Origin of the sequence: Erwinia sp. QL-Z3 (assembly GCF_004551645.1) — a bacterium.
In the GTDB taxonomy this organism is placed as follows: domain Bacteria; phylum Pseudomonadota; class Gammaproteobacteria; order Enterobacterales; family Enterobacteriaceae; genus Erwinia; species Erwinia billingiae.
Genome location: NZ_CP037950.1, coordinates 3,574,964 through 3,600,456, shown reverse-complemented (window position 1 = coordinate 3,600,456; position 25,493 = coordinate 3,574,964). Strand labels below are relative to the sequence as shown.

The following is a 25,493-nucleotide window of genomic DNA, read 5'->3' as shown; positions in this document are numbered from 1 at the left end:
CAAAGCCATGCACAGTTCTGAAATTCGCTATTTTCTGGCCGTCGCCAACTGCGGCTCATTGAGTGCCGCCAGCCAACAATTGTTTGTCGCGGTTTCGGCCATCAGTCGCCAGATCCAGAAGCTTGAAGCGGAAATCGGCGCCCCGCTGTTCGACAGACATGCGCGCGGCATGGTGCTGAACGATGCCGGGAAGATTTTTGAAAATCATGTGCGCCGGAGTCTGATGGATATGGAACATGCGATGGCGGAAATCAAAGGGCTGAAAGCGGTGAGAAGAACCGCGCTGCGTATTGCCTGCACTGACGGCATGGCGTTCAGCCTGCTGCCCGCGCTCTGTTCGCAGTTTCGTCATCTGAATCCGTCGGTCAGTTTTAATCTGACCGTGGGCAGCGCGCTGGAAGTGGCGGAGATCCTGCGCCGGGGAGAGTGCGATGTTGCTTTCCAGTTCAGCCTGCAGCCGGAAAGAGGTGTCGATGTCGTGGCCTCTTTCCCTGCGCCGGTATTGATCGTGATGCAACAGTCCCATCCGCTGGCGAAAAAGGCGTTTACCCTAAAGGATTTGCAGGCCTTCCCCGTGGCGTTACCCGATCAGGGCACCACCGTCCGCCAGCTGTTTGAGCTCTCCTGCCAGATGAGCGGTACTTTTATCGAGCCGGCGATCACCTGCAATAATTTCAGTACGCTCTATTTTTTCCTGCAGCAAAACCCGCAGGCAATCACCATTTGCAGCCAGTTTACCGTGCTTTATCAGGCCAAAGAGCACGGTCTGGCATTACGGTCTATCGGCATCGATCAGCTCACCCAGCGCACGCTTCAGGTCCAAACGGTCAACGGCCGCCAGCGATCCGCAGCGCTGAATCTGTTTCTCACCTTTGTCAGTGAGCAGTTGCAGCAGCAGAATGAATTTTTCCGTAGCGAGTATGGGTTCTGAGTGGGTATGCGGTTTTAAGTTTAAAGGCATTAAGGTCGAAGGATTTAGGTCAACACCGGCTCGGGGGTTTGGCGTCAGCATAGAGCCCGGTATCCCATAACATTAGTGTCGCTGGGTGGCCTGGTGGATACACAGGTCAAATACATTAGGGGAGCGGGTTTTGATTTGTGTGACCCCATTGAAACAGGCAACAATGAAGCCTTGGGGAAGGGAGAGAAGGTTGATAAGCAAAGCATCGGCGACAGGGATGTCGCCGCTGAGCCCCCAGGGATGGGTGCACGGCGACTTTACGTTCAACCTTCTCTCCCTGAACTTGCCACCAGAGCATCCATACGACTTGCTTTGTAACAGCGGCAAACTCAGCCAGCACTGAGGGAAAGGTTAACAACGACTTTGCGCCCTGACGAGGTCACCGAAGCATCCAGACGACTTGCTACAGCAATAAACAGAGCAACCAAACAACTTACCCCTGTAAGTCATTCTTGAGGAAGCCATAACGTGGACAGCAAATTACTGGGCAGTTACCTGAAAGATCGGCGGGCGAAGCTGAATCCGGCAGATTTCGGTATTTCTCCTATCCGCCGCCGCACGCCGGGATTGCGGCGGGAGGAAGTGGCCAACCGCGCCAACGTCAGCGCCACCTGGTATACCTGGCTGGAACAAGGCCGCGGCGGCTCGCCTTCGGCTGAAGTGCTCAACCGTATTGCTGAAGCGCTAGGACTGACGCCGGTGGAACGCGAACACCTGTTTTTCCTGGCGCAACAGCGCGCGCCGCAGGTGCATTATCAGGCCTGGGAGCCGATATCGCCGCAGCTTCAGCGGGTGCTGGATTCGCTGGAATACAGCCCGGCGATGGTGAAAACCCCGACCTGGGACATCATTGCCTGGAACGAAGCCGCGCGTGCGGTGCTGAAGGACTACAGCAAAATGGCGCCCGAACAGCGGAATATTCTGCGGATCCTGTTTGGCGATCCTCGCGTGAAAGAGCATATGGTGAATTGGCTGCAGGATGCCACGTTTGCCGTCGCGGCTTTCCGATCGGAAGTGATGCGCGCCGGTGCCATGGATTCCGTGCAGCCATTGATTGATGAGCTTTGCCAGAGCAGCAGCGAATTCAACACCATCTGGCAAAATTATGATGTTCAGCAGTACGGCGAGGGCATCAAACATACGCGCCTACCGTTAGTGGGCGAGTGCAATTTCGAATACTCTTCGTTTGCCGTTGATGGCCGCGCCGATCTGGGCCTGGTGATTTATACCCCTTCCCGGCCGATCGATCGGGAAAAAACTGCCACGCTGATCGCTCACTGGCGTCAACAGCAAAGGGGATAAACGACGGCCCCCGTCAACGAGGGCCACCGGCATTACTTCATATCAACCTGATAGAAGATATGTTTGCCAAACGGATCGATCTCATAGCCGGTCACCTCTTTGCGTACCGGTTCAAAGATGGTCGAATGGGCAATCATCACCGCAGGGGCCTGATCGTGCATGATTTGCTGCGCCTGGCGGTAAAGCTGGATGCGTTTATTATGATCCTGCTCGCTACGGGCTTCGGTGATCAGCGTGTCGAACGGCTTGTAACACCATTTCGAGGAGTTCGAGCCGCCGTTGGCCGAGGTGCAGCTGAACAACGGACCGAAGAAGTTATCCGGATCGCCGGTTGCGGTGGTCCAGCCCATCAGCGCGGCCTGATGATCGCCATCCTTCACCCGCTTCAGGTATTCACCCCATTCAAAGCTGACGATTTTGGCATTGACGCCCACTTTCGCCCAGTCGGCCTGGATCATCTCCGCCATGCGGCGCGCGTTCGGGTTATACGGACGCTGAACCGGCATTGCCCACAGCTCGATAGTGGTGCCCGGCTTGATGCCGGCTTCTTTTAACAGGGTTTTGGCTTTCTCAGGATCGTAGTCGTAATCCTTCAGATCCTGATCGGCACTCCACACGCCCGGCGGCAACAGATTCTTCGCTGCGGTGCCGGTTCCCTGGAAGACCGCCTGAATGATCGCCGGCTTATTGATGGCCATGGTCAGCGCCTGACGGACCTTAACGTTATCCATCGGCGGCTTTTGCGTGTTGAATGCAAGGAAACCGGTGTTCAGGCCGGGCTTCTGCATCAGCACCAAATCCTTATTCTCTTTCATGCGCGGTAAATCGGCGGGATTCGGGAACGGCATCACCTGACACTCGTTCTTCTCCAGCTTGGCTAAACGCACCGACGCATCCGGCGTGATGGCGAATACCAGCCGATCCAGCTTGGCTTTACCCTGCCAGTATTCCGGGAAGGACTTGAACAGGATGCGGGAATCTTTCTGATACTGCACCAGCTCAAAAGGTCCGGTCCCAATCGGCACCTGATCGACCTTCTCTGGCGTGCCCGCTTTTAACATCGCGTCAGCGTATTCAGCCGAGAGAATCGAGGCAAAGTACCAGCCGAGATCGGCGAGGAACGGCGCTTCTGCATGGGCCAGCGTAAAGCGCACGGTGTTGTCGTCAACTTTTTCAATATTCTGGATCAGCGAGCCAAACTCCAGGCTTTCAAAGTTGGCGTAGGTGCCGTTAGAGACATTGTGGTACGGGTTTTTGGGATCTTTCTGCCGCATAAACGAGAAAATCACGTCATCGGCGTTGAAGTCGCGGGTCGGTTTGAAGGCTTTATTGCTCTGGAACTTCACGCCTTTTCGCAGATGGAAGGTGTAGGTTTTGCCATCGGGGCTGATATCCCAGCTCTCTGCCAGACTTGGGATCAGTTCTGTGGTGCCCACTTTAAAATCCACCAGCCGGTTGTATACCGGCACGGCGCTGGCATCAACGCTGGTCCCTGAGGTGTATAACTGCGGGTTAAAGTTTTCCGGCGATCCTTCCGAACAGAACACCAGCGTTTTCGCCGCGGCCCCAGAAGCCACAACCAACGCCAACGCGGCGACTGCCGTCCTTAATACTGATTTTCTCATCTCCATCCTCACTTTAAAGTGCTTTTATTGTCTGTCCTGAACAGTTAACAATCTAATCGCTATCGCCAGAGGGAGCCAGTAAAAAGACGCATTTTTGACCATAAGATTGGGTTATATTTCAAATGATTGAAAATTATTTACGCGCGGGATCGGTAAAATATCCGCCTGAAAAGCGAGTGGCGTCTGACGAGATGTCACAGAGAAGTGAGGGTAGGACGGGGGGTAAAATGACTGTTCCCCACCGGATGGCAGGGAACACAGAGCGTCAAGAAGACTGAAGGATCAGTTCAGCTTGTACTCGAGGGTAATCTCAGCGTTTAACACCTGAGAGACCGGACAACCGGCTTTCGCCTGGTTGATAATTTCATCGAATTTGCTGCTATCAATGCCCGGCAGTTTGACCTGGCTTTGCAGGGCAATTTTGGTGATTTTAAAACCATCACCCGACTTATCCAGTGACACATCGGCTACGGTATCGATGCTTTCCGGGGTGAAGCCTGCATTGCCTAACATCAGCGACAGCGCCATTGAGAAACAAGCCGAATGGGCCGCGCCAATCAGTTCTTCCGGGTTGGTGCCTGGTTTGCCTTCAAAACGGGTATTAAAGCCATATGGCTGCTCTTTCAGCGCGCCGCTTTCGGTGCTGATCGTGCCTTTACCCTGCTTAATATCGCCTTCCCAGTGCGCCTGCCCTTTCTTATGAATGGTCATGACTGTCCTCCTGTTTGTTTATCATGAACATTCAGTATAGTGGCTTCTCAGCGCTTCGCCGGAAGAAGCCTTTCAACTGGCTATTTACTGACCAGCCCACCCCGTCATTTCTCCGCACCGGGCTTTGACCTTAGCCTGACTCTCTGATAGTTATAACAAATCCGCTTTACCCCCACACAGACACAGGAAGACAGGATGAATCAGCAACTGGCCAGCCAGCTCAGCACCCGTTTTTACCGTTACCTTGCCGTCACCAGCCAGAGTGATGCCTCGGCTAAGGTTCTGCCCAGCACGCCTGAACAACACAATATGGCGAAAATGCTGGCCGAAGAACTGCGTGAGCTGGGATTACAGGATGTGGTGATTGATGAATTCGCCACCGTCACCGCCGTTAAACCGGGTAACCGCCCTGCTGCACCCCGCATCGGCTTTATCACCCATATTGATACCGTCGACGTTGGCCTGTCTCCGCATATCCATCCGCAGACGTTGCGCTTTGAAGGCAAAGACCTGTGCCTGAATCAGCAAGAAGATATCTGGTTACGCACTGCGGAACACCCGGAAATCAATGCCTATCATGGCCAGGACGTGATCTTCAGTGACGGCACCAGCGTGCTGGGTGCGGATAATAAAGCGGCGGTCACCGTGGTGATGACACTGATGGAAAATCTGACTCACGACACGCCGCACGGCGATATCGTGGTGGCGTTTGTGCCTGATGAAGAAATCGGCCTGCGTGGGGCGAAAGCCCTCGATCTGAAATCGCGCTTCGATGTCGATTTTGCCTACACCATCGACTGCTGTGAGCTGGGTGAAGTGGTGTATGAAAACTTTAACGCGGCGGCGGCTGAAATCCGGCTGACCGGCGTGACCGCGCACCCAATGTCCGGCAAGGGCGTGCTGGTCAATCCGCTGCTGATGGCAATGGATTTTGTCGGTGAGTTCGACCGTTTCGAAACCCCTGAACATACCGAAGGCCGCGAAGGCTATGTCTGGTTTAATGATATGACCGCCAACGCCAACGAAGCGCGGCTGAAGGCCTCAATTCGTGACTTTGACCTGGCCTCATTTGAGCAGCGCAAACAGAAAGTTGCCGATGTGGCCGAGAAAATCCGCCAGCAGTACCCGACCGGTAGCGTGGAATTTACCATTACCGATACCTACAGCAATATCAGCAATGCGATCGGCGAAGATCGTCGCGCCATTGATTTGATCTTTGCCGCCCTGGAAGCACTGGATATCACCCCGAAAGTGACGCCTATGCGCGGCGGCACAGACGGCGCGGCGCTTTCCGCCAAAGGGCTGCTGACGCCAAACTTCTTTACCGGTGCGCATAACTTCCATTCGAAGTTTGAGTTCCTGCCGGTGCCCTCGTTTGTGAAGTCCTACCTGGTGGCAGAGCAGCTCTGCCTGCTGGCGGCGAAATAAAAACAAAAAAGGGGCGAATTTCTTCGCCCCTTTTCACTCTGCCTCTTAGCGTGACTTCACGCCCGCACGTTATTCTTTAACCGCAACATCAATGCCTGGGAAGAATTTCGCCGCCAGCTTGGTCACGGTGCCATCAGCCTGAACTTTGGTGATAGCCGCATCCAGTTCCTGCTTGCGTTTGGCATCGTCTTTACGCAGGCCAAAACCGATACCCACGCCGAGGATCTGCGTGTCTTCTACCGCGCCACCCGCAAAGGCAAAGCCTTTACCCTGCGGCTTTTCCAGGAAGCCAGACTGACCCGCTGCGGACATCACCAGCGTGCCATCAAGACGGCCAGCAACCATGTCGTTGTAAACCTGGTTCTGATCCTGATAAGAGGTGACCGTCACGCCCTGCGGTTCCCAATGCTTCTTGGCGAAGGTTTCCTGCACTGAGCCCTGCAACACGCCGATGTTTTTCCCTTTTAGAGAGTCAACGGTCGGTTGCAGGCCTGAGCCGCTTTTGCCAATCAGCTGGCTTGGAATACGGTAAATCGGTTTGGTGAAGCCAATGCTTTTCATGCGCGCTTCGGTGATGTTCATCGCCGAGTTAATGGCGTCGAATTTCTTCGCCGCCAGTGCCGGGATCAGAGCATCAAAGCTGCTTTCTACCCAGCTACATTTAAAATTGCCCGCCTGGCAAATCGCTTTGCCCAGCTCGATATCGAACCCTTCCAGCTCACCGGAGGCGTTGCGGCTTTCGAATGGCGGATACTGCGATTCCAGACCGTAACGCAGCGTTTCCTGCGCCAGTGCAGACATGGAAGACAGCAGGCCTACAGCCACAAACAGTGCATTCAGTTTCTTCATCAACTTCCCCTCAGGAGATTTATTAGCGAGGCTTCACCTGGCACAGCGCCTGAGCGCCCGCCTTCAGTGTGGCTTCGTCTTTTGCGAAAGAGAGACGGATCAATTTATTGTCAGTACCATCCGTGTAGAACGCCGAAAGTGGGATAGTTGCTACACCGTGATCAACAATCAAACGTTTTACCATTTCGCTGTCAGATTCGTCACTGAAATCTGCATAGCTGGCCAACATAAAGAACGAACCGGCCGACGGCAGCAGCGTAAATGGCGACGCTTTCATCAGTTCCGCCAGCATGTCGCGCTTACGCTGATAAAACTCCCCCAGTCCGAGATAGTTAGCCGGTTCGCGCAGGTAATCCGCAAACGCAACCTGCATCGGGGTGTCGGCGGAATACATCATAAACTGGTGAACCTTGACCATCTCTTCCATCAGCTCCGCCGGGGCCAGGCAATAGCCAACACGCCAGCCGGTGACGTGGAAGGTTTTGCCAAACGATGAAACGATCACGCTGCGTTGAGCCAGCTCCGGGTGCGTTGCCATGCCCTGATGTTGACGACCATCAAACAGGATATGTTCATAGACTTCATCGGACAGCACCACGATATTGGTGTTGCGGGTAATGGCCGCCAGCTGATCAAGATCGGTCCGCGACAGCACCTGAGCACTCGGATTGTGCGGGGTGTTGATGATAATCATCCGCGTGCGCGGCGTAATTGAGGCGCGCACTTCATCCCAGTCGATGGCGAAATCCGGCACCTGCAGCTTGAGTCCGACCGGCACGCCGCCCTGCAAGCGAACCACCGGCGCATAGCTGTCAAATGCCGGCTCGAAGAAGATCACTTCGTCGCCGCTGTGCACCAGACCACTGATTGCCGCATAAATCCCCTGGCTGGCGCTGCCGGTGATCAGCACTTCGCTGGCCGCGTCATACTGCTGGCCATACAGCGTCTGCACCTTGCTGGCTAACACCTCTTTCAGCGCTGCCAGCCCGGTCATCGGCGCATACTGGTTATGCCCCTGCTCCATGGCTTTGGTGACGCCGTTGATCAAGGCCTCGTCGCACGGGAAGTTGGGTGCGCCCTGGGACAGGTTAATGGCGTTGTGCTGGGCAGAAAGTTGACCGATCACGGCGAAAATGGTGGTGCCAACATCCGGTAATTTTGAACGCTGCTGTACAGAGGATTTGATGGTCATGCTGTCTCCGTTGGAGGTGGAATGCGCAATGTCTCTATTCAACGTGAGCACACTTGAGCCGACAAGCGAATTGTTGTCATAATAGCTATGACTTTTAAACATAGCTCAGAGGCAAACAATGTCACGGCGCACGCTCCCGCTCAATGCAATTCATGCCTTCATTGTCACTGCCAGGCACCTGAATCTGACCCGCGCTGCCGGGGAACTGTGCATCACCCAGGGCGCCGTTAGCCGCAAAATCGCTTCGCTTGAGAACTGGCTGGGGTTTGCGCTGTTTGATCGCCACGCCCGTGGCCTGACCCTCACCGCTCAGGGCGCCAGCCTGCTTCCCGCAATGAAAACCCCCTTCGAACAGATGATGCAGGCGGCCGAACAGGCCAGCAAAACCCATGGCGTGATCCGGCTGAAGGCACCGACCTGTGCCATGCGCTGGCTGGTGCCTAAACTGGTGGCGCTGGAGCAGGCGCAACCCGATCTCCACGTCTCGCTAACCAGCACCGTCGACCACAGCACCCAGCTGGATAATCATGACGTGGCGATCCTCTACGGCAGCCAGCCGGCCGGCAGTTGCCGGTTGTTTGATGAGGAGCTGACGCCGGTTATCGCCGCCAGCCTGCAGCCTGAAAAACCGATGGCAGTCAGCGATCTCTCAGGCTTCACCTTTTTGCATCCCACCGCCGACGGGCGTGACTGGCAGCTGTGGTTAAGCCAGCAGCCGTCAGCGGTGTTGCTGAAGCGCAACCAGCATTTCGATACCATGGATTTGGCGATCAGCGCGGCGATTCAGGGATTTGGCGTGACGGTGGCCGATGTGACCCTGATCGCAGCGGATCTGGCGATGAAGAGGCTGATCGCCCCGTTCAGTGAGACGGTGAAAACGGGCGCAGTCTACAGTCTGATCCAGCGCCCGCCGGAAGAAGCGCCACCGCAGCTGGCTGCATTGGTGGCGTGGTTATGCCAGCGGTGATCTCCGCGGGCACAACCCTTAGAACGATACCCACTCATCTGCCGAAGCCGCCGCCGGTTTAGCCGTCAGCGCGCGCGTCATACCGCCGGCGGGCTTAACATAGGCAGCCGGTGCGGGCGCTGCTGCGGCAGACACGGGCGACAGGCGGAATTTCGAGACCGACAGGGTCAGCTCTTCCGTCTGGCGTTCCAGCTGACTGGCCGCTGCCGACACCTGCTCCACCAGCGAGGCGTTCTGCTGGGTCACGCTGTCCATTTCGGTGATCGCCGTACCGACCTGCGAAATCCCTTTGCTCTGTTCTTCAGAAGCCGAGGCGATCTGCTTCATGATTTCAGTCACTTCGACCACGCCGCTGAGGATCGCGTCCATGGTGCTGCCGGCCTCACCGACCAACAGCGATCCTTTTTCCACGCGGGAAACCGAGTCAGCAATCAGCATTTCAATCTCTTTCGCTGCACCGGCGCTGCGCTGCGCCAGGTTACGCACTTCGCTGGCGACCACCGCAAAGCCACGGCCCTGCTCACCGGCCCGCGCGGCTTCAACTGCCGCGTTCAGCGCAAGAATATTGGTCTGGAAGGCGATGCTGTTGATCACGCTGGTGATCTCGGCAATCTTCTTCGAACTGCCCGCGATGCCCTGCATGGTGGTGACCACATCATTCACCAGCTTGCCGCCTTTGCTGGCGGTGACCGAGGCATTCTGCGCCAGGTCGCTGGCCTGACGGGCGTTGTCGGCGTTAAATTTCACCGTGGCCGTCAGCTGTTCCATACTCGCCGCCGTTTGTTCCAGCGCCGCAGCCTGCTCTTCAGTGCGTGAAGAGAGATCGTTGTTGCCGGAAGAGATTTCAGCCGCGCCGCGATAGATATTGTCCGTACCGCTGCGGATGGCGCTCACCGCTTCACGCAGGCTGTCCTGCATGGCGCGCAGCAGAGGCACCAGTTTTCCGACGCAGTTACGACCGATATCTTCCAGCGGATGGCTCAGATCGCCATCGGCAATCAGGCGGAAATGCTCACGCATGCCGTCGAGCGGACGCACCAGCATTTTGACCAGGTAGCGGTCAGTAAACAGCAAGATAAACAGGCCGACGATCACCGACAGCACAATGACAATTTTGGTGACATCGGTCAGATGGTCTACGGTAACGCGGGTGGTATCCAGCTTCTGACCCGCCGCCAGATTAAATTTGTCGACGGTGGCTCCGAACTCGCGGCTCAGGGCTGGCGTGACGCCGGTCGCCTGGCGACGAAACGCATCCATATTGCCCTGCTGCGCCAGCTGCATTTGTGGCAGCACGCCGTTATCCAGCAGCTTTTGCCAGCTGCCGATCACCGCAGCGGAATAGCCCGCATCCATCGGCCCCGGTGACTAGGCTTTAAAATCGGCCAGCAACGAAGACATGTTATCGAGCGCCTTTTGCACCGACGCCATATCCGCCGCAGCAGAGGCGCTGCCAGACTGGCGGGACTCCACGGCACGCGTCAGGCGGGTGATAAAGCGGAAATACTGATCGTTGCCTTTGCTCAGGGTGGTCATCTGATTGACCAGTTCACGATCGACCTCATTTCCGTGGCCCAGCGCATTGAGGGAATAGACGCTGTACATGCCGACGGCAGACCACATCAGGCAGAACAGCCCGAGGATCCAGAGCATCACGCTGCGGATGGTAAAGTTTTTTAACAGGTTCATAACTACTCCGTAACGGTATTAATGCGGATTACATCGCCTGAAAGATCGGGCGCTTATCCGCTATTATCGGCACGGAGTGAGAAAAACTGAGGGGATATCCGCTGGCGATTCAAAAACTTAGACTGACCTCCAATTCAGTTAAGTCCTTGCTGCCAAAGTCATTTAAGGCAAAAATCGCCAGAATATTCGATTTAGCGGGGAAATAATTATGTTACGCAACTAGTCGTTTAACCGCACCATCCCTTTCATCAACAGACGGAACAACTGGGTCCGTCGGCGCATAAAGCGCTTTTCCAGCTTCAGCACCGCCTGCCCCTTGACGCCAAAACGCATCACCTTGTCTTCCCACGGACGCCAGGCCGGCCAGTTGATCTCGCCCTCGATTTGATGCGAGAAGGCGCTGGCATCCCGGGCAAAACTCAGCCAGTAGTCGCTGACCTTTTTGGCGAATGCCCGATCGTTGTCGGTAAACGGTCTATCGCTTATCTCGTCACCGAAGGCGTCCAGCGTATCCAGCGTGTAGGGGATTTCGTTACCGTGCCAGGTGCCGTTCACATACAGATCGCGCGCGTTCTCAGAGACATAATCGAAATAGTACCGCCACGCCGGCATGCCGTTGCGGTGCTGCGCCAGTGCGGCGATATAGCCCATGGTGGTGAAGGTCATATCGCGGGCCACCTGTCGGCCCAGCTCACTGTCGTCATACACGCCGTCGTACATCATGCGGATCATTTTCAGCCGCAGCCCGATTCGCTGCGTCTGGCGTACTCCGGCAATCACTTTTGCCGGGTCAACGCCAAAGTAGCTGAGTACGCTGGCTTCATCGCTGTTACTGCCGATCATCAGCGGCAGTTTTAGCTGTTTCGCGGCGGTGAAGACGCTGAGCATCGGTTCCGGTAACACGCAGTCGCCGGCGATGGCCACCGGTCCGTTAGCCAGCGAGCTGTCCAGCTGCCAGAAGGCGTCAGCAGGTAATTCCCTCAGCTGCTCGGCCGTTGCCTGTTCCAGCCCGAAATGGCTGGCTAGCCTGACGCCGGTGTTGAGGGCTTTTTGGCGGGGAACATCCGGCAGCGTATAGGCGCTCTGGGCAATGCCTTTGTGGAAAAGCCCGGCGGCCAACGGCGAAGCAAACAGGGACAGGACGCTTCGCGCCCCGGAGGATTCGCCAAACAGGGTGACGTTGCTGCTGTCGCCACCAAAGCTGGCGATATTGCGCTGTACCCATTGCAGCGCGGCAATCTGATCGAGCAAGGCAAAGTTATTCACCACCTCACCCGCCGGATACTCTTTGTCTAACGCCGGGTGGGCAAAAAAGCCCATATGGCCCAGTCGATAGTTGATGGTGACGATCACCACCCCGCGCGAAGCCAGCGGCAATCCGTTATAAGGTGCCAGACCGCCCGCTCCCATGGCATAACCGCCGCCATGGATCCACACCATCACCGGCAGTGGACGAGCCGGTTCCAGATCGGGAGTCCAGACGTTGAGATACAAACAGTCTTCGCTAAAGTTACCCGGATCGCCTCCGCCTACCGCCAGACAATATTCCCGGTTCTGCCAGCTGGCATTTCCCCAGACGGTGGCATCGCGCTCACCTTGCCACGGTTTGACGGGTTTAGGCGGCTGCCAGCGTAACGCACCCACGGGTGGTGACGCATAGGGAACGCCCCTGAAGACAAAAACACCGTCTTCTAGACTTCCGCGAAGCCGTCCTTCCGCGGTACTGGTCCTTAACAAACGATCGTGTCTCATCATCTCATCCTGAAATAGCCTGCTAATCATTATTTGCAGCCGTGAGACGAAAGTCCAATCTTTGCGGCCATTTGCAGATTATGCTGAGCGGACAGCAAATCGATTGAAAGAGAGATTCAGAGGATTTGAGTTTCATCGCTGTTCATTTTTGATTATGTTTTCCTCTCCCCTTATCTGAAAGGATTTGACCATGTTTTCGGCCCTGAATAATGGATTTTCCCGCCTGACCGATCGTCCTGATTTCGGCAAGCTGGTGCTGCGCCTGACCTTTGGCATTTTGCTGCTGTTTCATGGCGAATTTAAGGTAATCCATGGCGTCGGTTGGATTGCCAATATGTTGAAACCGCATGGCATACCCGGCTTCGTGGCGTACGGCGCGTATATTGGGGAAATTGTTGCCCCGATTATGATTATTATCGGTCTGATGACCCGTCCGGCCGCATTTGTGATTGCGGTGAATCTGGTGGTGGCCACGCTGCTGGTCAAAACCGGCGCGATTTGGGACCGTACCAACGTAGGGGCCTGGGCGCTGGAAGGCGAGGCGCTTTACCTGTTTGGTGCGCTGGCGATTATGTTCCTCGGCGCGGGTAAATATGCGCTAATAAAAAATCCACGTTTACAGTAAAAAAACCGGGGCATGCGCTCATGCCCCGGTTTTTTTAGCGCATCTGCGTCACACCACATCTCGCCAGACTGGCTTTTTGCCGCCGGGCATAGAGTGCAATTTCATCCTGCACCGCCGCGCCTAACGCTTTTTCAAACTCCGCTTTGCTGCTGTGGCCCTGACTCCGTGCTTTGGTTTCGCTGCCTAAATTGGACTGGAAGATCCCGGCGGCACTGACCGGCAGGAAATCCTCATAGATCATTGGCGTGGCGCTGATTAGCCCCGCATCCAGTAAAGTCTCGATATTTTGCTGCGCGGCAATCTGCTCAGGATGCGCGCGGCCCTTTTCGCTCAGGCGGAAGGTAAACCAGGCCAGCTGTTGCACGCGTAAGGTTTTGGCATCATCCGGGAAGGCCTGGAAAATGTCGCCCAGCTTCTGCTGGTGAACGCGGTTGTCAGTGCCCGTTTCACTCTCCTGCAGCAGGCGATCGTACAGCTCGCGGCCTTTGGCAGTGAGCGCGATGCCCCGCTGTTCAATCTCGCCAAACCTGGCGGTGTGCGTGCCCTGATGCGCGTCGCGAAAACGCACCGCCTCATCCAGCGCTTTAAAGCTGGTCTGCCGCAGCAGGATCGGCACCTCGCGACGCGGCGGCCCTTCGATGATCGCTTTCGGCGTGATGCCCGCGTCTGGCATCAGCGCCTGCACGCGATCGATATCCAGCGTGCGCGGCGTCAGGTGGTTGATATGGCAGCCGGGGAAACAGACCACATCGGCGATCAGACGGTGCTGGTCGAGTAAGGCCTGATAGGTGCCCTGGTCAACGGTGGTTTGCTGATGCCAGCGGAAAGTTTCCAGCACTTGCGGAATAAACTCTTCCGCCTGCTGTGCGGTCAATCCACCCTGCTGCTGATGCAGGCTGACCAGTTCACGGCAGCGCGGCGTGAAGATATCGCGCGCGGCCAGAATTTCTGCCGCCTGCTGCTGCAGGGAAGGATCGTCGATCAGCTCTAAACGAAGTAACGAGGTAAACAGACGGAAAGGATTGGCATTCAGCGCGTCATCGTCCAGCGGACGAAACGCCGTGGAGTGAACCGGCACCCCGGCCTGAGAAAGGTCATAATAGCCGACCGGATACATGCCCATAATGGCAAACACCTGCCGCAACATAGCCAGTTCAGCCGCGGTGCCCACCCGAATTGCGCCGTGGCGTTCAACGCTTAACCGCGACAGCTCATTGTCCCGCTCAAGCTGCTGTTTCAGGGCCGGATTCTGCGCCAGCACCTCGGCATTAACCTGTGAGACCAGTTTCAGCAGCGTGCCATATTGCGGCACCTCCTGCTGATACATCGCCGACATCGCACTGGCAAACCCGGCGCGAAGGCTATCGGCAGACACCCATCTACTTTCCATTTTCTGACCCTTATTGCAGTGATGCAGTCAGATTACTGGAAAGCGCAGGAGCCGGAAAAAATTATTGGTAATTTGTGATCGGCTCCGGGATTGCGGGTTAGCGACGGTAGCCGTAACGGTATTTCGCCAGCAGCAGTAATGAGGTCAGCACCGCCGGGATCGCCAGGCTGCTAAACACTTCGGTGATGTTCCAGCCCATCGACAGCATTTGCGCGCCGGCAAACGCGCTGAGGATCGCGCCAATCCGCCCGACGCCATGCATCCAGCTGGAGCCGGTGGCGCGGGCGTGAGTGGGATAATAGCTGGCAGACAGCGCGTTCATTCCGGTATTCGCGCCATTCAGGCAAAAACCACTGCAGAAGGCCACCAGGCTGAGCACCAGCGTGTGGGCTGGCGCAAAGCCAATCGCCACCGTGGCGATGGCACCGGTAAAATAGATCGCTGCCAGCGCCAGGTTGGCATTGAAGCGGTCCATCATCCAGCCCGCAAACAGCGAACCCACGGTGCCGCCCGCCTGATACATCGCGGTGACCAGCGCCGCTTGCGTGACCGTCATGCCCATGTCTTTCACCAGCGAAGGCAACCAGCTGCCGATCAGATACACCAGGAACAGCCCCATAAAATAGGCGCCCCACAGCAGCGTGCTGCCCAGCAGGTAAGGACGGCTCAACACCAGCCGCGCCGCGCCGTGGCACTGCGGTTTTTCCGCCATGGCGAACTGACGCCCGTTCAGTGCCTGGTCCGGTGCCATTTTTGCGACGATCTGGCGGATGCGTTCAGCGGGCGCCTGTCTGGCGATCAGAAATCGCACCGATTCCGGCAATCCCTTCAGCAGGATCGGCACCATCAGTAACGGTAAAATTCCGCCCACCACCAGTACCGCATGCCAACCGAAGGTGGGGATCAACCACGACGCCGCAAATCCGCCGCCCGCCGCACCAAAGGTGAAGCCGCAGAACACCACGGTGATAATGAAGGCGCGTTTACGTTCAGGAGAGTATTCCGCCACCAGCGTGCCGACATTGGGCATTGCCGCGCCCATACCCAGCCCGGTGAGGAAGCGGAACAGCATCATTTGATCGACGTTGTGCGACAGCGCGGTCATCAGCGTCCATAAGCCGAAGAAGAACACGCTGCTGATGATCACCACCCGACGGCCAAACCGGTCGGCCAGCGGACCGGCCAGCATTGCCCCCAGCGCCAGGCCAATCAGTGCGGCACTGATCACCGCGCCAAGCTGATGAGTGCTGACGCCCCAGTCACTTTTCAGCGCCGGTGCAATAAATCCCATCAGGGCAATGTCCATGCCATCCATTGCCACCACGGCGAAGCACAGGGCAATAATCCTTTGCTGGTAACGGCTGATGCTGCCTTGATTAATTAAGGCACGCACATCAATCGCAGCGGTACTCTCCACGTTAGCGCTCCATGGGCCAGCAGCAGTCAGGGGCTGGCAATGTTTCCTGAAAAAAAGTGTCGGCTATGATAACGGATTGTCTGCGTGTTGACCTGTCTTATTAAGGAACAGCTGTTATGCCAGCGGTGAATAAAGGCCAGTTTGATAATGCACTTTGATAGTTGGCCAGTGAGAGGCGTTTAAAAGTGATGGAAAACTGTGCAAAAGCCGCAAATGTTAACTAAATTTTGCAATAAGGTTAACAAATCTCTCATATGCGCCTTGCCAGTTGGCTGGCCTGCTACTTACGCTGGGTTATGGACAAAAATTACCTGTTTAATCAGCGCATTCGCTTGCGCCATCTGCACACTTTTGTCGCCGTTGCTCAGCAAGGGACGCTCGGTCGCGCCGCCGAAACGCTGTCGCTGAGCCAGCCTGCGCTGTCCAAAACCCTTAACGAACTTGAGGAACTGGCTGGTGCACGGTTGTTCGATCGCGGCCGGCTGGGCGCGCAGTTAACCACCATGGGCGAGCAGTTCCTGACCCATGCGGTGAGGATCCTCGATGCGCTCAATCACGCCGGACAATCCTTCAGCCCGGCAGAGATTGATCAGCCGGCGGTGCTGCGCGTGGGCGTGTTGACCACCGTGGCGCTGGGGATGCTGCCGTCGATACTGGATCGCTTCCACCAGCTGCAACCTCAGGCGATTGTTCAGGTGGCTACCTTGCACAATAACGTGCTGATTGCCGGTTTGAGAGCCGGAGAATTTGATGTCGGCATCGGTCGCATGGCCGATCCGGAAATGATGACCGGGCTGACCTATGAACTGCTGTTTATGGAAAATTTACGGCTGGTGGTGCGGCCCGATCACCCGCTGCTGAGTGACAACGTCACGCTGTCCAAAGCCTTGTCCTGGCCGGTGGTGATTTCGCCGGAAGGCACGGCACCCCGGCGTCTGGCGGATGAGATGATCAAAGAACAGGGCTGCCGCTTACCATCCACGCTGGTGGAAACGTCGGCGACGTCCCTCGCCCGGCAGCTTGCCTTGCGTTACAACTACGTCTGGTTTGTGCCGTCGGGCGCGATCAAAGAGGATTTGCTGCATCAGTCGCTGGCCGCGTTGCCGATTGCGTCGCACGGGCCTGGTGAATCGGTGGGCATCATTACCTGTACCGGCGCGCCGTTAAGCCTTAGCGCAGAAGTGCTGCTGGCTACCGTGCGTAAATCCCACTCAGGGTAGCCAGCATAAGGCTTAACGACTGCGTTTGGCGTGGCGTTCGCGGTTTTCCAGCCGGGCCTGCTCGGTTTTCTTCAATCCCACATAACAGGCCCCGCTGCCGCCATGTTGCGGCAACGCGCAGCAGTAAGCCTGTACCAGATCGAACTGCTGCAACCAGCGATCCAGATAGCTGCGCACGATGTTGGCATGTGAACCATTTTCCCGCCCTTTACCGTGCACAATCAGCAGATTGCGGTAGTTCTCCTGCTCGGCCAGCAGCATAAAGCTGTAAAGCGTCTGTCGGCAAGTTTCCACCGGCTGCCGCAGCAGATTCAGCGTGGCGTTGGCGGGATATTTTCCGTGGCGCAGCTTATCCAGAACGCCCTGCTGAATACCTTCGGCCTTGAATTCTAACGGCGTTTCGCGCGGAATAATGGTGAGAAAACCGCTGGTCAGGGGATTATCCAGCTGCAGGTCTTCCAGGGTGTTGCGGGGTGATTTGGTTGAGGGGGATTTCAACCAGTGAACATTGGCGCAATCCTTTAGCGGCTTAACGTCTTCCAGTGCCATCGCATCTTTAAACAGATCCTGCTCGTCAAGATTCATCTTGCGGTCCCCCGGAGGTCAAAAAAACGGAGGTGGAGAATGGCTCCACCCAGCAAGTTTAGCAAAAGTCTCGCCTGAAGCTATCCCCTTAATCGCCCCGCGAAAGCGCGTAACGGGCGCTGGCCTCATCGGTGATCAGCCCGGTCACCCAGCGTCCCCGTAATGCGGCAGCGATCGCTTTATGCTTGTCCTCACCGCCCGCAAAGGCGATCACTTTACGTTGCGTCTGCGCGGTGAGTTCCACGCTCGTCAGCCGCCGATCTAACTCGCTTGGCACCCGCTGGCCATCCTCGCCGATAAAGTGCCCGAGCATTTCTGCCGCCACCTTCAGCGATTCCAGCGTGCTCACCTGACTGTCGGTGATAAAGCCGTCGGCATTCAGCGGGCAGCCTGCGGCAACCTGCCCGATGCCAACGAACATGATATCGGCACTGGCCGCTTTTTCGGTGACGGTGCGATAGATGCGGTGGTTACACCACAGATCGCGGTCTTCTACGCTGTCGGCATACAGCGGCGCAGGCAGAATAAAATAGCGGCCCTGGGTTTTCTCCGCCATCCACAACGGTACGTCATAGCGGGTACAGGAACCATCGCTGGCGATTGCGCCAATCAGCGACACGCAGCTGTGCTGCGGCCGGTCAAACTCGGGCAGTTCATCAATGGTTGCCCGCAAGGTGCGGCCCGAGCCGACGGCAATGGTCTGCGCGTCTTCCAGCTTCAGCGTTTGTGCCATCACTTCCGCGCCGGCAACCGCGATCATCTGCTGCAAGCCTTCGCCATCCACTCCCGCCGACGGTACCACCTGACAGACCTGCAGATCGAACCGGGTTTTCAACTGTTCGGACAGCGTCATGCAGTCAGCCACCGGATGGGTAATGCTGACGCTCACCAGGCCCTCCTCTACCGCCAGCGCCACCAGACGCTGGGCCACCTGCCGTGATACGCCGAGCTTATCGGCAATGTCGTGCTGGGTTTCGCCAGCGACGTAATACATCCAGGCGGCTCTGGCGGCCTGATCCAGTTTCTTATTGTGCTTACTCATTCCGTTGCTCCGCGATTTTTTTCCAGCTTACTCTGAATAATTGCCCGACAATCGGGCAAAAGCAAATTATGTGATCTATCCCGCAGACAGCCGAGTGCAGAATCCGCACGCTATAACGCATCAGGCAAAAGCCCCCTTTGAGAGCAAAAGCCCAAAATCAGGAGAGAATGATGACCACTGCCACCCCGTCGATTTGGCTGCACATTGGTGCAGGATCCTTTCACCGTGCCCATCAGGCCTGGTATCTGCATCGCCTGATGGCTCAGGGTGACTGCCGCTGGGAGATTGCGCTCAGCAATATTCGCGATGATGCGGTACCGCTGTTTAACACGCTGGCCGCGCAAAATGGCGAGTACACGTTGGAAACCGTCACCCCGGAAGGGGAACGTCAGTATGAGAAAATCACCTCAATTAAAACCCTTGTGCCCTGGGACGCAGAGCTAAAAGGGCTGATTAAGCAAGGTGCCGATCCGCGTACCAAACTGATTGCCTTTACCGTGACCGAGAGCGGTTATTTTCTGGATAACGATCACCAGTTAGACCCTGAGCATGCGGATATCAAAGCCGATCTGCGGGGAGAGGCACGGACGATTTATGGTGCCCTGACCCGCGTGCTGCTGGCCCGCATGGCCGCGCACGGTAATCCGCTGACGTTGCTTAACTGCGACAACCTGCGGCATAACGGCGAACGTTTCCGCCAGGGTTTCCTCACCTTTCTGAAACTGCGCAACGAGCCGGCTTTACTGGCCTGGGTTACGGAAAATACCACCTCGCCCAATACCATGGTCGACCGTATTACGCCGCGTCCGACCGCCGATATCGCGCCGCGCGTGCTGGACGCCACCGGTTTTGCCGATAACGCGCCGGTAATGGCGGAAGCCTTTATCCAGTGGGTGATTGAGGATAATTTTGCCGCCGGACGACCCGCGCTGGAAAACGTCGATGTGGAAATGGTCGACTCCGTGCTGCCATGGGAAGAAGCCAAAATCCGCATCCTGAACGCCAGCCACAGCTGCATTGCCTGGGCTGGGACGCTGGTCGGGCAGGACTTTATTCACCAGAGTACTCAGACCCAGGAAATTAAAGAGATGGCCTGGGAGTATGTCACTCAGGACGTGATCCCGTCGTTGTTGCCAAGCCCGTTAGATCTTGAGAACTACCGCGACGTGGTGCTGGCCCGCTTTGCGAATCCGTATATTCGCGACACTAACCAGCGCGTGGCCGCTGATGGTCTCTCGAAGATCCCCGGTTTTATTACCCCCACCCTGATGGAAACCTACCAACGGGGCGAAACGCCGCGCGCGACCTCGCTGCTCCCGGCGCTGTTCTTCCTGTTCCTGCAACGCTGGCATCAACAGGATCTGCCTTATGACTATCAGGACGGTGCTCTTGATGCCGCGGCACGCCATGAGATGTTCAGCCATAAGGATGCGCTGGCGCGCTATGCCGCCGATGCCACCCTGTTTGGGCCATTGTCACAGCGCGCAGAGTTTGCCGCGTTACTGGAGCGTTCGGTCGCCAGCCTGCAAAGCTGGGCCAGACATCCGCAGCCGGTAAGCGAATAAGGAGCCGGTTATGTACCTCGGAATTGATGCGGGAACGTCGGAAATCAAGGCGCTGGTGATCGATCGTCAAGGCGAGATTATCGCTACTTCAGGCGCGAAACTCACGGTGCAGCGCCCTCATCCACACTGGTCTGAACAGGATCCGGCTGAATGGTGGCAGGCGCTGCAACAGGCGGTCAGCAGCCTGCGTTCAAAAGTCGGCGAACGTTGGGCCAGCGTCCGTGCGATAGGACTCTCCGGCCAGATGCATGGCGCCGTGCTGCTTGACGGTGATAATCGGGTGCTGCGTCCGTGCATTTTATGGAACGACACCCGCAGTGCCGCAGAATGTCAGGCGCTGATGGCCGTAGCCACCGATTTGTCGGCGATTTCCGGCAATCTGGCGATGCCCGGTTTTACCGCGCCCAAGCTGTTATGGGTGGCGCGCCATGAACCGGCAATTTTCGCCCAGACGGCCAGCGTCCTGCTGCCAAAAGACTATCTGCGCTGGAAAATGAGCGGTGAGAAACTGAGTGATATGTCGGATGCGGCGGGCACCCTCTGGCTGGATGTGGCGAAAAGAGACTGGTCCGACAGCCTGCTGGCTGCCTGTGGCCTGACCCGCGATCATATGCCGCGTCTGGTTGAAGGCTCTGAACCTGCGGGAAAACTCAAACCGGAACTGGCCCGCCAGTGGGGATTGCGTGATGAGGTGATCATCGCCGGCGGCGGCGGTGACAATGCGGCCAGCGCGGTGGGCATTGGCGCCGTCAATGCGGGCGATGCGTTTATCTCTCTGGGCACATCCGGCGTGCTGTTCGCGGTTAACGATCGCTTCCGTCCTAATCCGGCGTCTGCGGTCCATGCATTTTGCCATGCGTTACCAGAGCGCTGGCACCAGATGAGCGTGATGCTGACGGCTGCCAGTGCGCTGCGCTGGCTGTGCGATCTGCTGGGAGCGTCAGAAACCACGCTGTTAGCGGAAGTGGCCACCTTAAGTGCCGCTGAACAGCGCAGCGCGCCGGTGTTTCTACCTTATTTATCGGGCGAACGCACGCCGCACAACGACCCGCAGGCGACAGGATCGTTTCATGGGCTGACGCACGCCACCCAGCGATCCTCACTGGCCTATGCCGTGCTGGAAGGCGTGACCTTTGGCATGGCTGACGGCCTGCAGGTGCTGGAGGAGGCGGGCACCCGCATCAACAGCTGTTCACTGATCGGCGGCGGCGCCCGCAGTCCGTGGTGGGCGCAACTGCTGGCTGACGCGCTGAATATCCCGATTGTTACCCATCAGGGCGGTGAAGCTGGCGGTGCGCTCGGCGCCGCGCGATTAGGCTGGCTGGCTGATGGCGGTGACGAAGCCGTGGTCTGCCGCAAGCCTGCCGAATTAACCCGCTATCTGCCTGAGGCTGGCCGCCATCAACGGCTGCAAAAGCGGCTGGCTTATTTCCGCTTGCTCTATCAACAACAGCGCGAGGCTCGCGCACTCGGTTTCTAAATCATCCCGGACGCCATGTCCGTCCGGGCCCTGCACGTCTTAGAGGAATCATCATGCAATCAGCAAAAAACTGGTTCGGCCTCCCCTTGTCTTTGATTTGGGGTTATATCGCCATTGCGGTGTTTATGAGTGGCGACGGCTTCGAAATGGCCTTCCTGTCAAAACACATCACCGACCTCGGGTTCAGCCCGGCAGAGTCCGCTCTGGTATTCACGATTTACGGTGCGGCGGCGGCGCTGGCGGCCTGGAGCTCGGGTGTGGTGGCAGAAATTATCACCCCGCAGCGCGCAATGCGCATTGGCTTCATCCTTTGGGTGGTGATGCATATCCTGTTTATGACCCTCGGACTGGGCATGCGTAACTATCCGCTGATGTTGCTGTTCTATGGCATCCGTGGGCTGGCGTATCCGCTGTTTATCTACTCGTTTGTGATGCTGGTGGTGCAAAACGTTCCTAAACATCAGCTTTCATCGGCGATGGGCTGGTTCTGGGCGATGTACTCGGTGGGCATTGGCTGTATTGGCAGCTATCTGCCGAGCTTCACTATTCCGTGGGTGGGCGAAACCGGCACGCTGTGGTTCGCAATTGCCTGGGTGGTGGTCGGCGGCGTCATGGCGATGGTGCTGCTGCGCAAAGTGGGTGGCGAAAGTGAAAAGGCCAATCTGACCACCCGGGAGAAGTTCACCGAGCTCTCCCGCGCGGTGACGATTCTGTTCACCAACCGCAATATCTTCCTCGCATGCCTGATCCGCATTATCAATACCCTGTCGCTGTTCGGTTTTGCGGTGATTATGCCGATGCTGTTTGTCGGCCGGTTGGGCTTTAGCATGTCGGAGTGGCTGCAGATTTGGGCGGTGTTCTTCTTTGTCACCATCTTCACCAATATTATGTGGGGCGTGCTGGGAGAATATATCGGCTGGATCCGCCAGGTTCGCTGGTTCGGTTGCCTGGGTTGCGCCCTGTCCAGCCTGGCGTTTTACTATCTGCCGGTCACCTTCGGCCACAATTACTGGGTGGCGATGATCCCGGCGGTAATGTTAGGGATTACGGTTGCCGCGTTTGTACCGATGACCGCGGTATTCCCGGTGCTGGAACCGAAACATAAAGGGGCGGCCATTTCGATTTATAACCTGTCTGCCGGGTTGAGTAACTTTTTGGCTCCGGCGATTGCCTCGCTGGTTTTACCCTTCTTTGATATCGTCGGGGTTGTCTGGACCTATACCGGTTTGTACCTGTTTGCGGGGATCTTGACGCTAATCATAAAAGTAGAACAACCTGCTCGCGTGAACGAAAAGAGTAAAACAAAGCACTATTCTGGCAGCATTACCGCAGTTGATAAGCCTTAGGTTTGATTAAAATCAACATATTCAACGGGATGCAAATTTAAACAGCATCCCTTCTTTTTATATGGCTAAAACTGCTCGGATCAGTTCCCTTCTGTGACTAAAAAATGTTAAAATTGACCCCAGTCAATAATCAATCGAGCGTATCTCTATGATCCCGGAAAAGCGTGTTATCAACAGACGTATTCAGTCTGGCGGTTGTGCTATTCACTGTCAGGATTGCAGCATCAGCCAGCTCTGTATTCCCTTCACGTTGAACGAGCATGAGCTCGATCAGCTGGATAATATTATCGAACGCAAAAAGCCGATTCAGAAAGGCCAGACGCTGTTCAAAGCTGGGGACGAGCTGAAATCGCTGTACGCTATTCGTTCCGGAACCATTAAGAGCTATACCATCACCGAACAGGGTGACGAACAGATTACCGGATTCCACCTTGCGGGTGACCTGGTGGGCTTCGATGCCATCAATGGTGGCCAGCATCCGAGTTTCTCCCAGGCGCTGGAAACGGCCATGGTGTGTGAAATTCCGTTTGAAACGCTGGATGACCTGTCAGGCAAAATGCCAAGCCTGCGTCAGCAGATGATGCGCCTGATGAGCGGTGAGATTAAAGGCGATCAGGAAATGATCCTGCTGCTCTCCAAGAAAAATGCCGAAGAGCGACTGGCGGCCTTTATCTACGGCCTGTCTCGCCGCTTTGCCGAACGCGGCTTCTCTCCACGCGAGTTTCGCCTGACCATGACCCGTGGCGACATTGGTAATTATCTCGGCTTAACCGTTGAAACCATCAGCCGTTTGCTGGGTCGCTTCCAGAAAAGCGGAATGCTGGCGGTAAAAGGCAAATACATCACCATTGAAGATCATGATGTGCTGTCGCAACTGGCCGGACAAAGCCGCGCCATCGCCTGATTTAACTACGCCGGGTTGGCCTGCTAACCCGGCGTTTTCTCCCCTTCCCGCCTTTTCAGTGCTGTTTATCTTAGCTTTAGCACCAGCTTTATATAAAAGAAGAAATCACTCGGACTGTTAATTCCCTTACCCAGTCTGGAAAGCGAAATATTCCCCTTAAAGTTGCGCTTAATTTTATCCTTATCCCGTACCCGGTTGCGGTACAGTCCAAGAAAATGTCGCGTCTCAACCAGGGCATGCCGCAATAAACAAAGCCTGACCGACTCATATCCTGGCTTACTGGAATAGTTGATTAATTTTTTAATCACATCGATATAGCTGGTTGCTCTGAGATCAAAATAATCCCCGCGATTGGTAATCGACTGAGCATTGTGCAGATAGGTATAGTCTTTCTCATCCGAAATATAAAAGTTGCCGTTATTGATGGCTAATTCTACCGTCCACAGAATGTCCTTGTGGCTTTTACCTTCATGGAAGGTCATTCGATGCCTTTTGACGTAGTCCGACCTGACCAGCTGTAGCCAAAGGTAATGGGGCCACTCATCGTTATCAACGCAGCTTTGCATCCAGCTGAATCCGCTAATCACTTTATTGCAGGATTGCTTCTGGTGGATCGCCACCTTATGTTCATGGCCGAAGCCATCGCGCCAGGCATTCATCACCAGTACATCAACGTGGTTCTCTTCCGCCAGCATTAAGCGGTTATAGATAAACCCTTCCCCGACACGATCATCCGCATCCAGGAACATCAACCATTTACCGCGGTGAGCGGCTAATCCGGCATTTCTTGCCGCGTAAACGCCCTTGTTCACCTGGTCTATCAATACCACCCGTGGATCAGCGTTGGCGGCGATAATGTCATGGGTGTTGTCGCTGGAACCGTCATTAATGACGATCAGTTCAAAATTAACCCGTGTTTCACGGCAAATTTCGTCTATCAAATCACCAATGCTATCCGCTGCATTAAACACCGGAATAATGATGCTCACATCAATATTATCCGTCATGGGTAAACCACTCTTATTTAACATTGTTGTCAGCCCCAGCATTCTGTTGGCATTGCCGGCTTCTCAGTTCAATCACTTCAGTATGTAAACACTCTTCACACAGCGCTTTATCCGTAGAGGTGACTCTGTCGAATAAATTCCTGTCCTTATCACATCGTTCACACTCTTTTTTCGCTAACACCACATTCAACCCCAAAACATCAATTTTAATCAGATTATTCATTCATGACTTATAATGACTGCCGTTACTAACCAGGCCGCATATTATTGTTCCGGTCATTCATTGGTTCACGCTTCGGTTATAAAGTTCAGGGTTAGAGATTCCTAAAGTGCGAAATGATGAAGTTAAAAGATTAATTTCAACGGCTTGATGGCAGGATGTTTTTAACACCAACGGCTTTGAATCACCCCTTTTTCTGATTTCTGAAAAATGACC

Annotated in this window: 20 protein-coding genes and 1 pseudogene; 10 read left to right on the top strand and 11 right to left on the bottom strand. The window is 55.9% G+C overall.

Going from position 1 to position 25,493, the window contains the following annotated elements; translation table 11 throughout:
- The first annotated feature begins 7 nt into the window (after positions 1–7).
- Both E2F51_RS17390 and E2F51_RS17385 read left to right on the top strand, forming a co-directional pair.
- Positions 8–931 (top strand): LysR family transcriptional regulator, encoded by a 924-nt coding sequence (locus E2F51_RS17390; RefSeq protein ID WP_013202048.1) that lies wholly within the window; start codon positions 8–10, stop codon positions 929–931.
- Positions 932–1,429: 498 nt separating this feature from the next.
- Positions 1,430–2,263, top strand: a complete 834-nt coding sequence (locus E2F51_RS17385; protein WP_013202047.1) for a helix-turn-helix transcriptional regulator — start codon at positions 1,430–1,432, stop codon at positions 2,261–2,263.
- A 32-nt stretch (positions 2,264–2,295) separates the two neighbouring features.
- Here the strand turns inward: E2F51_RS17385 and E2F51_RS17380 are convergent, their stop codons facing one another.
- Both E2F51_RS17380 and E2F51_RS17375 read right to left on the bottom strand, forming a co-directional pair.
- Positions 2,296–3,888, bottom strand: coding sequence for an ABC transporter substrate-binding protein (locus E2F51_RS17380; RefSeq protein ID WP_013202046.1), 1,593 nt, complete (start codon positions 3,886–3,888; stop codon positions 2,296–2,298).
- A gap of 282 nt (positions 3,889–4,170) precedes the next feature.
- A complete protein-coding gene (locus E2F51_RS17375; protein ID WP_013202045.1) occupies positions 4,171–4,599 on the bottom strand; it encodes an OsmC family protein in 429 nt (142 codons plus the stop codon).
- Positions 4,600–4,794: 195 nt separating this feature from the next.
- On the opposite strand from E2F51_RS17375, the gene pepT reads away from it, so the two are divergent.
- Positions 4,795–6,027, top strand: a complete 1,233-nt coding sequence (gene pepT / locus E2F51_RS17370; protein ID WP_134824056.1) for a peptidase T — start codon at positions 4,795–4,797, stop codon at positions 6,025–6,027.
- Positions 6,028–6,096: 69 nt separating this feature from the next.
- Here pepT and E2F51_RS17365 read toward each other — a convergent pair whose 3' ends face one another.
- Together E2F51_RS17365 and E2F51_RS17360 are read right to left on the bottom strand one after the other, a co-directional pair.
- On the bottom strand, positions 6,097–6,876 hold the full coding sequence (locus E2F51_RS17365) for a transporter substrate-binding domain-containing protein (protein ID WP_013202043.1): 780 nt from the start codon (positions 6,874–6,876) through the stop codon (positions 6,097–6,099).
- Between the two features lie 22 nt (positions 6,877–6,898).
- On the bottom strand, positions 6,899–8,068 hold the full coding sequence (locus tag E2F51_RS17360; RefSeq protein ID WP_134824055.1) for a pyridoxal phosphate-dependent aminotransferase: 1,170 nt from the start codon (positions 8,066–8,068) through the stop codon (positions 6,899–6,901).
- 118 nt (positions 8,069–8,186) lie between these two features.
- Here E2F51_RS17360 and E2F51_RS17355 point away from each other — a divergent pair, with 118 nt between their 5' ends.
- Complete coding sequence (locus tag E2F51_RS17355) at positions 8,187–9,035, top strand: LysR substrate-binding domain-containing protein (RefSeq protein WP_013202041.1); 849 nt, start codon at positions 8,187–8,189, stop codon at positions 9,033–9,035.
- An 18-nt stretch (positions 9,036–9,053) separates the two neighbouring features.
- Here E2F51_RS17355 and E2F51_RS24235 read toward each other — a convergent pair.
- Together E2F51_RS24235 and E2F51_RS17345 are read right to left on the bottom strand one after the other, a co-directional pair.
- Positions 9,054–10,724 (bottom strand): annotated as a pseudogene (locus E2F51_RS24235) (methyl-accepting chemotaxis protein).
- A 219-nt stretch (positions 10,725–10,943) separates the two neighbouring features.
- A complete protein-coding gene (locus E2F51_RS17345) occupies positions 10,944–12,476 on the bottom strand; it encodes a carboxylesterase/lipase family protein (RefSeq protein ID WP_134824904.1) in 1,533 nt (510 codons plus the stop codon).
- Between the two features lie 190 nt (positions 12,477–12,666).
- On the opposite strand from E2F51_RS17345, the gene E2F51_RS17340 reads away from it, so the two are divergent.
- Positions 12,667–13,101: a DoxX family protein gene (locus tag E2F51_RS17340; protein WP_105759087.1), complete on the top strand. Its 435-nt coding sequence runs from the start codon at positions 12,667–12,669 to the stop codon at positions 13,099–13,101.
- Between the two features lie 34 nt (positions 13,102–13,135).
- On the opposite strand, the gene E2F51_RS17335 is transcribed toward E2F51_RS17340, so the two are convergent.
- The gene (locus E2F51_RS17335) at positions 13,136–14,491 is read right to left on the bottom strand and encodes a VOC family protein (protein WP_134824054.1); all 1,356 of its coding nucleotides are present in this window, start codon (positions 14,489–14,491) and stop codon (positions 13,136–13,138) included.
- A gap of 97 nt (positions 14,492–14,588) precedes the next feature.
- The gene (locus E2F51_RS17330) at positions 14,589–15,908 is read right to left on the bottom strand and encodes an aromatic acid/H+ symport family MFS transporter (RefSeq protein ID WP_134824053.1); all 1,320 of its coding nucleotides are present in this window, start codon (positions 15,906–15,908) and stop codon (positions 14,589–14,591) included.
- Positions 15,909–16,204: 296 nt separating this feature from the next.
- Between E2F51_RS17330 and E2F51_RS17325 the strand changes: the two genes are divergently transcribed.
- Positions 16,205–17,128, top strand: coding sequence for a LysR substrate-binding domain-containing protein (locus E2F51_RS17325; protein ID WP_041692291.1), 924 nt, complete (start codon positions 16,205–16,207; stop codon positions 17,126–17,128).
- A 12-nt stretch (positions 17,129–17,140) separates the two neighbouring features.
- Here E2F51_RS17325 and smrA read toward each other — a convergent pair whose 3' ends face one another.
- Positions 17,141–17,713: a DNA endonuclease SmrA gene (gene smrA / locus E2F51_RS17320; protein WP_134824052.1), complete on the bottom strand. Its 573-nt coding sequence runs from the start codon at positions 17,711–17,713 to the stop codon at positions 17,141–17,143.
- A gap of 88 nt (positions 17,714–17,801) precedes the next feature.
- Complete coding sequence (locus E2F51_RS17315; protein WP_134824051.1) at positions 17,802–18,755, bottom strand: sugar-binding transcriptional regulator; 954 nt, start codon at positions 18,753–18,755, stop codon at positions 17,802–17,804.
- A gap of 170 nt (positions 18,756–18,925) precedes the next feature.
- Between E2F51_RS17315 and dalD the strand changes: the two genes are divergently transcribed.
- From dalD to E2F51_RS17295, 4 genes are all read left to right on the top strand, one after another.
- Positions 18,926–20,320, top strand: coding sequence for a D-arabinitol 4-dehydrogenase (dalD, locus tag E2F51_RS17310; RefSeq protein ID WP_134824903.1), 1,395 nt, complete (start codon positions 18,926–18,928; stop codon positions 20,318–20,320).
- A gap of 10 nt (positions 20,321–20,330) precedes the next feature.
- Positions 20,331–21,800 carry a xylulokinase gene (xylB, locus tag E2F51_RS17305; RefSeq protein WP_134824050.1) on the top strand — a complete coding sequence of 490 codons (1,470 nt, stop codon included), beginning with the start codon at positions 20,331–20,333 and terminating at the stop codon, positions 21,798–21,800.
- Positions 21,801–21,853: 53 nt separating this feature from the next.
- Entirely contained in the window at positions 21,854–23,146 is a 1,293-nt protein-coding gene (locus E2F51_RS17300) for an MFS transporter (RefSeq protein WP_134824049.1), read from the top strand.
- A gap of 148 nt (positions 23,147–23,294) precedes the next feature.
- A complete protein-coding gene (locus E2F51_RS17295; protein WP_013202029.1) occupies positions 23,295–24,050 on the top strand; it encodes an FNR family transcription factor in 756 nt (251 codons plus the stop codon).
- A gap of 65 nt (positions 24,051–24,115) precedes the next feature.
- Here E2F51_RS17295 and E2F51_RS17290 read toward each other — a convergent pair whose 3' ends face one another.
- Positions 24,116–25,057, bottom strand: a complete 942-nt coding sequence (locus E2F51_RS17290) for a glycosyltransferase (RefSeq protein ID WP_167738410.1) — start codon at positions 25,055–25,057, stop codon at positions 24,116–24,118.
- Positions 25,058–25,493: the final 436 nt, after the last annotated feature.